This window comes from Wolbachia endosymbiont (group A) of Alloplasta piceator (assembly GCF_964028505.1).
GTDB classification, from domain to species: domain Bacteria; phylum Pseudomonadota; class Alphaproteobacteria; order Rickettsiales; family Anaplasmataceae; genus Wolbachia; species Wolbachia pipientis.
This window is the reverse complement of record NZ_OZ034793.1, coordinates 200812-214777: the sequence shown is the minus strand read 5'-3', so window position 1 is coordinate 214777 and position 13966 is coordinate 200812. Positions and strand designations below refer to the sequence as shown.

The window sequence follows — 13966 nt, the reverse complement described above, 5'->3', positions numbered from 1 at the left end:
CTTTTTAATTAGTTACTCCATAATATCATTTATATCTTACTCCTCTCCATTTTCTTCCTTGTTTTTAGCTTTAGCACTAGGATCACTTCTTATTGTTTCATCAGAATTTTTTTGCTGATCTGATTGTTTTAATGTTTTAGGTCTATCACTCGTTGTTTTATCAGAACTTCCTTTAGAATCTTCTTTTTTGTCTGGTTGCTTTGGCGTGTTAGGTAATTTAGCCTCAATTTTTCCCCGATCTTTACTCATTTTCTGCTTGATACTCTGTATCATACTTTGGGTCTTATCATCAAGGCCAACGGTTGACAGCATAGCTTGCGATGCGCTCTTAGCAACTGTACCAACACCGCCAGTAACTCCATAACCAGAGCTAAATAGTGTTTGTACCATAGTTTCCGATATAGAAACAAAAGCTTCCATTGCACCGGCAATAATGAGGTATATAAACGCCTGGATTAGGTCTATAGGTAATGCTGCAAAGTGTCCACCAGCCCTTTCTCCGCTACTGAGTGCAACATCAACGCTAGTGCCAGGACTGTATCCAAGAGGCAGTATTGATTTCATCAAGCACAGATCATACGATAAGAAATTTACGCTAATTAAACATTGATAGCATGCAGAAAAATTTGTGAGGTTATATAAAACTGAATACATCAACTGATTTAAAAGAGATAAAAATGAAAATAAAATGACTGGTTCTAATGAAACATGAGCCAACGTTTTTATCCAATTATCAAACAAGGGTTTAGTCTTTTGAAATAGAATAAATACGATAAATAAAGGTGTTAATGACAGTAAAAACGCCACTAGAACAGTAGATATTACATATTTAAACGTAGCGCTAATAATGCATTTTAAGAACATAAAAGTAGCGTAGAGTATTGCCAAAAATGCAATAAAGCCAAAAGGACCAGAGAGCATCAATGATAAAAACTTTAACCAAGTTTCTGCTGTGAATAATACTCCTGCTGTCAAGTCTAAGAATGCAAATTTTCTCCCCCCTTCCCCTATATAGGCAGAAAAGCTATCAACCAAATAAGTGCTACCATCTATAAAAAGTCTGGATAAAGTTGTACCAAAAAGTTCCCAGCTTCTATCGCTAAAGGCAAAAGCTATAAATGCTATCTTGAACATTCTTACAATGAAATCAAATTTACTTAGCTGTATTGTTCCAAGCATATAGCCAACGACAGTAAATATAACGTATAGAGTAAGCAAAGCTCTTACCCCTTGAAGAAGACCTCTTGCATATCCTTTGTATGAATCTTTAACGCTGTCCCCAATTACTTCTTCTTTTATAAGTTTAAATACCCCGTTTACATTCGATGAAATAAAATCATTAATTTTTCTTTTAACAAATAAAGTTACTGTGTACTTATTATTTTCATAATATTTGCCATTTTTATCTGTAATGTCATCTCTCTCTACGTTGCTTACATTGATGCCGAAATATATCTTCTTAGATTCTTCGTTCTGAAAGTGTTCTCCGCTTATTACATCTAATATGGTGTACTCATCTTTTCCGTTTACTCTTTCTCTCACTCCTACCACTTTAAAATCATTAGTTCCCACACCATGCAAATCTTTAGGTGGCTCATCACCTAAATATACATATAATTTTTCGCCATTAATATATTCACATGATCTAGTCACTTTAACATGGTACCCACCTCTATTAGCTCCATAGTGACCATAATCTGCAATGGCAAGCATCACACTGCTACCAGGTGTTACACTTCCTATTGGATAGTCATGATTTAATTTTAAGGAAAAATCTTCAAAATTATCACTGATTTTTGAGCATACTAGTTTATCATTTTTCTCCTTTCCTGCTCCTCCTCTTTTTGGAAGACATTGAATACCTTTAGCATCGCCCTTCATATCATTACGCTTGCCTTCAGAAATACTTGCATCACCTGGATCGCTTATTTTTGCAACAAGAGCCTCAGCCCAAGATTTATCATCTTCAGTAAAACTACCTGCTTTAACATTCCCTTCCATTTTTTCTAGATAAGAATACATATCACATTTATTTCCTTTATCGTACTTCTTATACCTTATAGAGGAGACACAGTTCCGTTCTCCTGCTTGACCTAAACCATAGTTCCATATACCCTTCTCAGTATAGCATATATTTTGATGGTAACAGTTAAGCTCATAGGAGGAGTACTTTTTTCTCTCATCAAGACTACAGTTTTTTCCATCACATAACTCGTTCAATCCTATTTTAGCGCGGCGTAAATCAAGTAGTGAACCATATACCCATGGTTCGTTGTCTTGAATATAACCTTTATTAAAATGCACCTTATTATCATATGGGGTATACCCATTGCCAACTAGCACTTTGCTTTCCTTTGCTTTTGTTTTATCAAGAGGTAAAAATTGTATTTTATTTTTTGTACCATCTTTACCATCACAAAAAAACTCTCCCCCCTGATGTACTTCACTCACTGTAGCTTTCTTATATACAGTTTCCTTACGGTCATTTTCTACAGCTTTATAACAATTGTCATCAAAATTGATGCCTTTCCCTTCTGGATTGTCGTAATCAATTGTTATTTTTCTGGGAACTAAGCTGAAGCTTAACTTGTCACCAGGATTTACTTTAATTCCAGTGTCCACATAACGTCTATTGCTGCCAAATCCTTTGCCACCACATAGTTCGTTTTTACTTTCATTAACACCATAATTGTTAGGTACACTATTAATATCCGCAGCCTTACTATAATTTGGTTCTGAGCCATCAGCACAAAAGCTAGCTGGCACAAGTACTTTCCTTGGATTTTTGTCTTCTTTAAAAGGGCAAAAATTTACTGATCCATCGAGGGTGAATTTGATTTTCTCACCCTGACTAATTACCTGACCAGAATCAACCCAATGAATTTTATCGGCTTTACGAACTGGAACATCCACATTAACGCTGGTGTTTTTGCTCTGCAACCCAGGCTCGACACAATCCATATTACAACCAGTGATTGCAAGACACAGTATCAACAATAGTGATCTTTTACTTATCATTGCTGTCTTCCTTGTGGTATCTGAGGCGTTGACCTTTGAGTCCCTTGTGGTATTTGAGGTCTTGACGTACCTGACTGTTGAGAGGCATCTCCTCTTTCTCTTCTTTGAACGCTTTGTTCATCTAACCCTACTGTTCCCATTAAGCTTTGTTGATACTGTCTTCCAGGTTCGCTTGCTACATAAGCACCAAACAACGAGTCAGATATTGCCGAAGAAGCTTCAACTAAAGCTTTCATAGCGTGTCCCAAAATAACAAAAGCCATCATAGCGGTAATATTAGGTGTATATTTGGAAGCATAACCATAAAAAATACAAGGGTTAAAAATCTTTAGGTTAATATTAAGTATACATGTAGAGCAGACCTCAAAATCAAATACTGAATACACAATATAATCCATAACCTGACTTATCAGTGATATAAAAATTAAAAGGACCACTGGATGAATTGCAAATCTTGCTAAATTTTTAACCCAGTTTTGAAACATCTGCCTAGTATACGCAAATAAAAGACAAATAATAAAAATAGGTGCTAAAGAAAGTAATAACGCAACTATTGCTATAGATGTAATAAAAGAAAATAAGGCATTAAAAATAGATAAGCTCACTGTGATTAAACCCCAAATCACCAAGCAAAAAGATACAATGCCCAAAGGGCCAGAAAATATAAGAGATACTATTAACAATACTGAATGCGATGACAAGAACCTATTGAGCGGCAAATCAAGAAACTCAAAAACATTTGAAGTAGTGCCTCTAAAATTTGCTATTTCTATTAGTTGTTTTGGAGTGTTAATAAATATAGAGAATGCGTTGTTATAAAAAAAGTCCCAGCTATTATCCTGCAATAGCTGGGCGATGATTCCTATCTTTACGCATATAATTAAAAACTCATATATAGAAATATGAGTTAATCCAAAAAAGTAATAAAGAGTATATAAGATTATATATAGTACTAATAGTGATATTATAGTAGATCTAATGGTATTTGTTCTGCTTGATTTTATAAAACTTTCGTAAAGAGACTTCACAGGACTAGTATCAGAGTGAATTGCGTTAGGGTCTTTATAATTAGAGCCGAAAAATGCAGTTTTCACTTTTTCATCAAAGAAATTATATATTGCACTAAAAGTTTTTGTAGGTGGCTCTTTAGTTGTTAGGTTAATACTAAACTGACCTTCATTTTTGTAATCGCAGCCATGGTCTCTTATTCCATAATATATGGTGCCTTTTTTTTCTTTTAACTTTTCCTTTAAGCCTTCCATGTACTCAGTATCATGAACTTTGCTGATATCTACAGATATATCCGCTTGGTTTTCACCAGGCTTATGCTCAGGAAGTTTGTCAGAGACGCTTATATACAAACTATTCTCCAGACTGTGGTTCTTCGCTACTCTTATGTTGAAACCACCTTTGTCATTTCTATCATAGCAGTGCTCGTCATTTCTACTACATAAACTAAAAGTTAAACTTGGTGTTCGATGGTATTTTTCTATCTTATAATCACAGTTAGTGCATATGCCACCTGTTGGAATGTGTTCAAAATCTTCACCATCCATGTGAACACGTAATAGTGTAATGTCAGTTTTTACCTGTTTTTCCTTTAATACGTTACTAATAGTTTCAGCAATAACAGATTCACCACTAGAATTTAAAGCATTGAATATCTCACCTTCTATACTATTGTATTCAATGTATGCGCAACCTTTGTTTCCGCTGTCGGAAGGAAATTTACATATACGTCCGCAGAGTAAATTCAAAATGCGCGTATCTGTTTTGTTTTTCTGATCACTTGAAAGCTCACTGCAGTTTACACTTTCTCCTTGTTTTATAGAATTAATAATGTTTGTATCTTGACTTAACTGCGAAAAATCTGAATCCCAGTACTCTTTTCCATTCAACCATTGCGCATCGCCTATTATATATTTATTAGGACATATTTCACCCTGACATCCTTCTCGATTTAAAACATGTGCAAAATGTTCCGTTTCTTGTTCGCTGCACTTTTCATCAATTTTCACATACCTGATTTTTGTCTCACTCTCTTTATCTTTACACACTTTACTTCCAATAACACTAAAGCTTATCGTATCGCCTTCCTTAAGTGCAAATGGTAATGTAACGCTATTTTCCCCAGGCCCAATTGCAAAATCTTCATACTGCTTAGGGCAAAAATTAACCTTACTAGGCACTATACCAATCTCTGTTACTCTTATTCTATCTGAGATATTAACACCGGAATCAACCCACTTCTGCTCTGTTGACACTATATCTAGTTTTTCACGCAAACCTGATAAATTTTCTGGCTTAATACAGTGATGTTCCCCGCAGCCTGACAGAAAAAAAAACGGTATTATCAGCAAAAATTTTAGCATAAATCCAACTCATTCAGTGCTTTTGTTAACACTCTCGGAGCTACTAGAACCAGAACCTCGAGATTTACTCTTGTCTCCACCACTCAACTTCTTAGCAGCAGCACCAGCAACTCCAGCAACACCCCCAGCAGCAGCTTTGGCAGCAGATAAAGCTTTGCCCACCATTTGTCCAGGTGTCTGACCTGAGCCAAGTGCTGCTCTATGGTTACCAGCAAGTTCAGCAGCCATGCCAGGAAGAATGTTTAAAAAGTGGTAAAAGAGGAATAATACTAAACACAATTTTAATAATTCTCCGATGAGAGAGCTGCCAAACTCCATGTATGTAAAGTCGAATAGACCAAGTATGCTGCTCTTTTTAAAGCTATAATTTTGCATCATACATGCAAGAGTAGTTTCATTTTTATCACATTCCCCATTTTTCAATTTAAACCACTGTTTTTTCTTACTATATGAGATTTCTGCTTGTTTCTTTTCATATGACTTGTCCGGTTGTTCATTTTTATATGACTCGTCCAGTTCAAAATTTAAATTTTTAAAATAGATTTTATCACATGCTATGAACATAAAGGACAAAAACGCAAAAAGGATAACCGGGTATAAGCTATAGGTAATCAACTCTTTCACCCAGCCTTCAAAATATCCTTTGGTGTGTTGGAATAAAACCATAGGAATGAACAAAGGTGATAAAATGATGATTACACTTAAAGCAACTAGAGATAAAATAAATACATAGCACAGCCACAAAATAACCATCATCATCAGAACGGCCATAAATATACAGACAAGAGCTACTAAAATTTGTCCACCAGCAAAAATAATACCGATTACCGAACCTGCAACTAATAAGACAGGAGCAGCACCAAGCAAGACTGCTAACGTTGCAACACCTCCAGTACCAATTTTGCCACCAATTCCATCTAAAGGGGCACCTAAATAAAATAAAATTCTACAATCAAGCCTATCCCAAGGTGCAAGATAACTGTAAGATACCCTCTTTCCTGCACGAGTATATTCATAATCTGTACCTGCTTTATAATTACATATGCCTTTACTTTCAGATGATGCTTTTAGCACTATCTCTGACAAACCATTTGAGAGACGAGTTAATTCTCCATAATAATGAGACATGGTACTGCCTGTTGTGAAGTAAATCACTAAAGCGAATTTTATGATCAACATATACATTTCTTGAGGCCTCTGAACTCCACCAGACATGGCTTTTATAGAGAACAGTATTAAAGCTAAAACTAAAACAGCAGTTACAGTGTTTTTCAGCCTTTTCTGTGCTACAGATATAAAACTCTCACCATTTGGTGCACCTTTACCTGCAACTAAATTATCTAACGATTCCTTAATGCATTGCACTATCATAGAAGTTACGGGAATAGGAGCTAATGATTTACTCCCTGCCTGGTTATAACAAGCTTCAGAAACATACGAGCTAAAACAGCCAGCATTATCATAACCTACAAAAATTTTCCCCCCTTGTCCGTTGAGTCTTTTTTCTTTAGATCTGATAATAGTTTTATAGTCATCATTATTACCAATAGGAACTTTTTCCTCTCCTGTACCATCTTTATTTTTGAATATCATCACAGATTTTTCACACATAGGAGCAAGTGGGTCAGGTGGCAATTCCGTGCACCCCATATCAACCCCTTGCGGCCAAGGAGTCATTTCGATACCAAGCATTTTCACACTTGCTAACTCCACACATAATCTGCCCATTTTTCTTACTGCTTTAAATGTAGCTCCATGTATGGGTTCGCTCTGTCCTGCTTTGAGAACTTTACATTTCAGCTCACCATCAACCTTCGGGGACCATGACCCATCTACATATCCAGTATCTTTCTCCCTGACATCAAAATCTATGTATCCAGTTTCTTTTCTGAAATCAAAGTCTTTCTTGTTAAAAAGATTACCAAAAGTTAAAGGGTTTCGATGACATACTTCTATATATTCACTGTATTGCACACCGTTTTTTGGCCAGTAATAACTCTCTGTACTCTCCTGAACGTTAGAATTTAAGGCTTCTTTTTCTGCTCTTTTCCCGTCATAATCTTTTTTGTTCACGTCTTCCCGAGCTTTATTTTGCAAACAAGAAAAATATTCCTCTTCTGTTTGGTAATTTTCATTGGTGCAGCCACTATAACCTGTGTCTTCTAATTTAAAATTTTTGTATTTTCCATCATGATCACGTGCAACTGGGTGTTTAACAAAACTATGTTCACAAACAACAAGCCCTCCTATCGCTTTCCAGACTCCAACAATTGCAGCTATCATTCCAACAATAACAAGAGCGGTAAACAAACCAGCAGAAGAAACGATCAAAACAATGCCAGTAAATATTGCGCCAACAGCAATCGCTATTCCAGCAAGTGCTGCAGCTGTTTTAAACGCTCCACAATCAGGATTAGAGGCACGACTAAAACTGCCAGTGGAATTAAATCTGCTAACAAATTCTGTCTTGTCAGTACCACTTACTCCATCTGCAAGCACTGGATATGAGAGTAAAAAGTCTATATTTAGTAAAAATATCGCAATTAATAGCAATGACAGCTTAGTCTTAAACATTTTTTACCTTCTGATAAAATATAGGCAACCATACTTTTGGGTTGTCCCCAACTTCATTTAATATATCGTGTAACAATAGAACACTTTCTGCACGTCCGGATAATACGTTGATTATATCATCCAGGCCTTTTAAGTCTATTCTAGCTACTACAGCATTGACTCCTTGTTTCACCAAAAAGAATCTAGTACTCGGATCTGTGTGCTTAATTAATATATATTCACGTTCAGTTAACATAAAAACATCCCGATAGACACTAGTAGCTTTCAGATTTGGTAAAAAAATCTGTGTCGCTGTTTGTTGTACAAGCGTATCGCTAATAGTACTTTTACTTGCATCCTCAACACTCTGAGTAGCAAAAATCACAAAAGCATTTAGTTTTCTCAGTACCTTCAACCAGTCTTTTATCTTGGGTGCAAAAACTGGATTATCTATTAACGCCCATGCCTCATCAAGAACGATAATAGATGGAGTGCCATCAAGAGATATACTAATCCTATGAAATAAATAAATCAAGACCGGTCCAAGAGCAACAGGATCTTTGAGCAAGCTAGCCATCTCAAAACCAAATACTCTTGCTCGTGAAAAATCTAGCAAATCTTCTTTATTGTCAAATATTGCAGCATGAGAACCATTATCATGCCACATAGATATTGCCCCAGCTAGAGTATCAGGACCTGCAAGCCCTAAAAACGGTACGAGGTTTCTCAAGAATCTGTCTTCTTTTCTTAATTTAAAATTTCCTTCAATTGCATCATTAATTCGTGCAATATCTTCTGAAGTAAATTTATCATTATATACCGAAATTAAAGACTTTATCCACTCCATTAAAAATGTTCTATTATCAGAGGTATCATCAAGTTGTAAAGGATTAAAATTTGTTTTAGTTCTTGGTTCTATTACAGTATAGATACCACTAAGTGCTCTTAAGAAAATCTCTGCACCGCGATCTTTATCAAAAAAGAATATCCTTGGAGAAAACTTCATCGCTTGGGCACACAGGAAATTCATTAAAACAGTTTTACCAGCACCAGTTGGGCCAATTATCATAGTGTGTCCAACATCCCTTATATGAAAGTTGAAAAAAAATGGAGTACCAGATGTCGTGTCAAAAACTGTAACGGCATCTCCCCAGTGGTTATTGAATTTATTACCAGTAGGATAATTATGTTGAGATGCAAATCCAGCCAAATTAAGACTACTTATTGTAGCTTTTCTCACTATATAATCGAAATTACCAGGAATTTGCGCCCAAAATGCTGGTTCAAGGTTAACTCTCTCACGTATAGGGTAAACACCGCAATTAGAAAGCTCTGATTCTACCAACGACAGAGCGTTATCCAATGATTTAGGACTTTTTTCTATACATAAAATAGTCAGGTGATGTTGACCAAACGCAATCTTACCACTCATTGCGTCATCAAGCGCTTGAGAAATTTCTGCTATTTGAGAAATAGCTTTATCTGCAGACTGTATCATTCGATTTTGCTGTATCTGCATTTTTCCAATCGCCATTTGCCTGTTTATAAATTGAAAAGATTGCGTAATTATAAACTCGTAAGGAAGTTGTAAAAACGAATCAAGCATTCCTGCAGAAGTATGATTTCCATATTCTTTGATACTAATTATTCCAGCATATTTACTCTCATTATGAGTCACAACCTGTATCATCTTACGGCCAAAGAATAACCTATGTACTGGTAAGTATCTTGATATTTCAGTTCTTAGCGGAAAAAGCGTATTTGTAACGAAGCCACAATTTACGATTCTAGATAGAAACTCCATTATTTCGCAGAACAAACCATCTGGAGTTTCTTTTACTCCAAGAATTTTAGGCGAATAATTTCTAAGGCTTGTCACTACACGATTTGTCGTTTCCTCTAAATCTTCATACGTGGCACGTATATCACTTTCCCAAGCATGTTTTGAAGTTACATGTCCGAATTTTTTTAGTAGATGTGACAAAAATTCTACTCCTTTTGTGTCCGCTCTACGGATAATCGTAATGTATAGGTCATTAATAAATGATTGCCTTGTTGCGTGTTTTTCTCTCCATTTTAGATTTACGTGATTAGCGAAAAAATTCGGCAAACCTTGACTTGCAAATTCATCAGAAAAAATATTTTTCTTACGTCTGATAGTATGAAAATACAAACTAAATGCCGGAGATGAAATGCTTCTTAGCATCTGATTCCTGATGTTCTTCTGTATGACTAAATCCTCGTCATCGGCAGTTTCAAATGCAAAACCACTTAATTTTATAACCTTAACCAACCAATTTTCTTTTGTCATCAAGGTTGTGCTATTCCAATAGCAAGAATAAGGAATAAATTCAGCAGCGTGAACTTCCCTGTTCAGAGTAGATTTATTCTTTGATTGAATAGCCCTAAACCTCAGCATCACACAACGTTAAGCAATATCATAAGAATTGGCTCCATGGTAAAAACGATTTAAACATTTCGAGCACTTTCCCAATTTTACCATAAATAATTCAATAAACAACGGTTCTTTTGCAGAAGCTATATAACCAAGTCCATGCATACCTGGTAACATTAAGAGAATCACTCTTAAATCATTTGAATTAATGAAAATTAGCATGCAAATCAGGACGTTTAATATTGCAAACATATAACTCACACCAAAGAGCATTGCAGGTCTTGTAAGACCTTTAAATAATTGATCTGTTTGTATACTACCTGTGGACATATCTTTAACCTTCTAATAATAGCTCTAACACTAATACTATATCATTATATTAAAAATCCATTGAAACTAGTAGCACTTTAAGTTAAGATACATTATTTAATCCCGATAATGACAAGTTGGCCATTTCAAGAAGCAGAAAAAATATTGCAAGAGTTTCCTAATAAAAAAGAAATAATATTTGAAACTGGTTATGGACCCTCTGGTTTACCCCACATAGGAACCTTTGGAGAGGTTTTCCGCACTACAGTTATTGTAAATGCATTAAAAAAAATAGCTCCTGGTATAAAAACCAAAATCATTGCAGTTTCAGATGATATGGATGGTTTGCGAAAAATACCAGATAATGTGCCAAATCAAGAGATGCTAAGAGAGCACTTAAATAAACCATTGACTATGATACCTGATCCATTTGGCACTCATCAGAGTTATGGTCATCATATGAATTCATTGTTGTGTAAATTTCTTGATATGTTTGAATTTGAATACGAGTTCAGGAGTGCAACAGAGTGTTATAAATCTGGCGTTTACGATGAAAAACTTTTACTCTTACTGAAAAATTATGATAAAGTGATGGACGTAATGCTTCCATCATTTCGGGAAGAAAGACAGCAGACTTATAGTCCATTCTTGCCAATATGCCCAAAAACTTCTCAAGTTTTACAAGTTCCAGTAATTGAAACAAATACAGAGAAAGGAACAATCACATATGAAGACCCAAACGGGGAAAAAATAGAAGTTCCAGTGACAAAAGGAAAATGTAAACTGCAATGGAAACCTGATTGGGGAATGAGGTGGGCCGCATTTGGAGTAAATTACGAAGCTCACGGAAAAGATTTAACTCCATCTGCTGTGCTTTCAAGTCAAATATGTGAAATACTTGGAGAAAAGCCACCACTTCTGTTTTGCTACGAGCTTTTCCTTGATAAAGAAGGAAAGAAAATATCAAAATCAAAAGGAAATGGCATTTCAATTGAAGAGTGGCTAACTTACGCACCAACAGAGAGCTTAGCATTGTACATTTTTCAGAGTCCTAAAAAAGCTAAACGTTTATATTTTGATGTGATACCAAAATCAACTGATGAATATTTAGAATTTGTAAAGCGTTATCATGAGAACAAAGAAAAGGATATAAATAATCCTGCTTGGCACATTCACCAGGGCAATGTTCCCAGTATAGAAACTTCAGGCATAAATTTCTCACTACTTTTAAACCTAGCAGCAGCTTGTAATGCTGAAAACAAAGAGATCCTATGGGGTTTTATATCCTCTTATGCACCAAACGTTACACCAGAAAATAATAAAATGCTTGATAGACTTTCAGACTTTGCAGTAAAGTATTATCACGATTTTATCAAGCCAACAAAATCATATAAAACTCCAAATGAAAAAGAGAAAGAAGCGTTACTAGATTTGAAGGACACTTTACATTCTCTATCTATAACTGCTACTGCTGAAGAAATTCAATCTCAGGTATTTTCTATTGGAAAAAAATATGATTACACTAACTTACGTGACTGGTTTCAGCTATTATATGAAACGTTACTTGGCCAAAAAACCGGTCCAAGAATGGGATCTTTCATAAAGCTTTATGGAATGGATAATACGATTTCTCTCATAGAAAGCGCTATTAAATAGACTTCTTGCATAACCATATAACAAACTTTTATTGGAAATAGAAACGAAAAAACTTACTTGACACCCTTCGCCAGCTCCCTTATCATGAAACTGAAGCTATTTATTTATCTTCTCTGTACAGATTAAATGACAAAAAAACTCACGTATCTGGCGTCCCATGTTTAATTTTTTGCACTATGTGCACCTTATGTCTTTATAAAATTTCTAGGTTTTTACCTAATATAAGCTGAAATGCGCTATTTAAAACATCAAAAAACGCCGATTTAAAAAATGGATAGTGAATAACTAGCTACCCTAGGGTTTCTTTTGCCTTTTTTTCTGTTTAGTAAATTTCTTAATGTTTATAATTTAGATTAGTTGCGGCTTAAAAGCAACTAAATCGCGGTTATTAAGCGTTTAGAATAAAAAAACGCCATACTTGAAAGTATAATGTAAGTAATTAGCCAACCACGGGGCTTCTTTTGCCTTTTTTTTCGTTTGGTAAATTCCTTAATATTTATAGCTAAGAGAGCCCAAGAGAGGTGTCATTCCAGCGCGTGACGCTGGAATCCAAAAAAAAGGATGATGTCATCCCAGTGCGTGACACTGGGATGGCTTTGTTGCATCGCTCTTCGGATAGTAGGTAACGCACAATAAATTTATGAAGCTATCTCAAATTTAGCCATACCAATATCAGTGAACTTATTGAGCAAATAGCATTTAACAAGTAGTTCCTTCTCTCTATTTGTCTCAGATTTATTCCTAAAACTAAACCCGAATGTTTGTTTCAGTCGCGAGAAAAAACTTTCTATATAAGATCTTTTTCCATAACTCATCTCTTTTTTCCACTTCTTTATACCATCTTCATCATATGACTTTATGAGCTTGACTGCAGAATTTCTCTCAGCCATATAGTCTAACTTTGGATGCTCTGCTGCGTTGTTTTTCGGAGGAATTTTCGTTTTTATACCATATTGATTACACAGCTTATAGAGCTTTTCTCTGTCATATGCCCTATCTGCATATAGTACTTTTATGACATACTGAAAATCGACTTCTTTTAGCAAATCACAAGCTCCATAGTGATCAGAGTAGACACCGTTACTGTATTTTACAGCTATGGCTTTTTTGCTGTTTGTATTCAACATTACATGCAATTTTCTTGTCTGTTCATAGCTGCGATACTTTCTATCTTCGCTATTTTCTTTGCTATGACCAGGAGTGTTGTTGTATATACTAATTCCTGTACTGTCTATAGCAATTTCGATATCTTCCATATTATTTTCTGCAATCATTGATCTTAATATTGAGTTTCTTAAACCTTCTTGATGATTGTGAATAGCTGATAACTTGCAAATTTTTCCCAATTTGCTCAAGGTATCCTGCTATAAACCCAACTGTTTGCCTCAGGCCTATTCTAAATAAACAAGTTATTATGTGCACCAAAATTACAACTTTATCGCTATAAATATTGTTGCCACCTGGTATTTTTGGACCATTCTCGTACCACTTTTCTATGGCTTCGTTGATATAATGAAAAATATTTCCTCTTTTTTCTAGAAATTTGTTATATTCGCTATGGTTACTGACCCTCATTTTTTGTGGCATATTTTTTCTTCAACAGTTAAATCGCTATTTATAATGAATTTTGTCAGTAACTGCCAGTTCTTTTCACTTGAGCGAT

General features: G+C 35.2%; 8 protein-coding genes. 1 reads left to right on the top strand and 7 read right to left on the bottom strand.

Features of this window, described 5'->3' with window-relative positions; translation table 11 throughout:
* Window positions 1–36: 36 nt before the first annotated feature.
* Genes ABWU31_RS01090 through ABWU31_RS01070 form a run of 5 tightly spaced genes read right to left on the bottom strand, consistent with a single transcriptional unit; the run spans window position 37 to window position 10668 of the window.
* A complete protein-coding gene (locus tag ABWU31_RS01090; protein WP_353271265.1) occupies window positions 37–3018 on the bottom strand; it encodes a type IV secretion system protein in 2982 nt (993 codons plus the stop codon).
* On the bottom strand, window positions 3015–5390 hold the full coding sequence (locus tag ABWU31_RS01085) for a type IV secretion system protein (protein WP_265030068.1): 2376 nt from the start codon (window positions 5388–5390) through the stop codon (window positions 3015–3017). Before ABWU31_RS01085 ends, ABWU31_RS01090 begins: the two co-directional genes overlap by 4 nt.
* A gap of 9 nt (window positions 5391–5399) precedes the next feature.
* Complete coding sequence (locus tag ABWU31_RS01080; protein ID WP_077188209.1) at window positions 5400–7964, bottom strand: type IV secretion system protein; 2565 nt, start codon at window positions 7962–7964, stop codon at window positions 5400–5402.
* The gene (locus ABWU31_RS01075) at window positions 7957–10362 is read right to left on the bottom strand and encodes a VirB4 family type IV secretion/conjugal transfer ATPase (protein WP_353271264.1); all 2406 of its coding nucleotides are present in this window, start codon (window positions 10360–10362) and stop codon (window positions 7957–7959) included. Before ABWU31_RS01075 ends, ABWU31_RS01080 begins: the two co-directional genes overlap by 8 nt.
* Before the next feature lie 9 nt (window positions 10363–10371).
* Complete coding sequence (locus ABWU31_RS01070; RefSeq protein WP_006279216.1) at window positions 10372–10668, bottom strand: type IV secretion system protein VirB3; 297 nt, start codon at window positions 10666–10668, stop codon at window positions 10372–10374.
* Between the two features lie 108 nt (window positions 10669–10776).
* On the opposite strand from ABWU31_RS01070, the gene ABWU31_RS01065 reads away from it, so the two are divergent.
* Complete coding sequence (locus tag ABWU31_RS01065; RefSeq protein ID WP_236514718.1) at window positions 10777–12303, top strand: lysine--tRNA ligase; 1527 nt, start codon at window positions 10777–10779, stop codon at window positions 12301–12303.
* A 638-nt stretch (window positions 12304–12941) separates the two neighbouring features.
* On the opposite strand, the gene ABWU31_RS01060 is transcribed toward ABWU31_RS01065, so the two are convergent.
* Together ABWU31_RS01060 and ABWU31_RS01055 are read right to left on the bottom strand one after the other, a co-directional pair.
* The gene (locus ABWU31_RS01060) at window positions 12942–13577 is read right to left on the bottom strand and encodes a transposase (protein WP_265038583.1); all 636 of its coding nucleotides are present in this window, start codon (window positions 13575–13577) and stop codon (window positions 12942–12944) included.
* Window positions 13561–13890 carry a transposase gene (locus tag ABWU31_RS01055; protein ID WP_007548762.1) on the bottom strand — a complete coding sequence of 110 codons (330 nt, stop codon included), beginning with the start codon at window positions 13888–13890 and terminating at the stop codon, window positions 13561–13563. Before ABWU31_RS01055 ends, ABWU31_RS01060 begins: the two co-directional genes overlap by 17 nt.
* Window positions 13891–13966 lie beyond the last annotated feature (76 nt).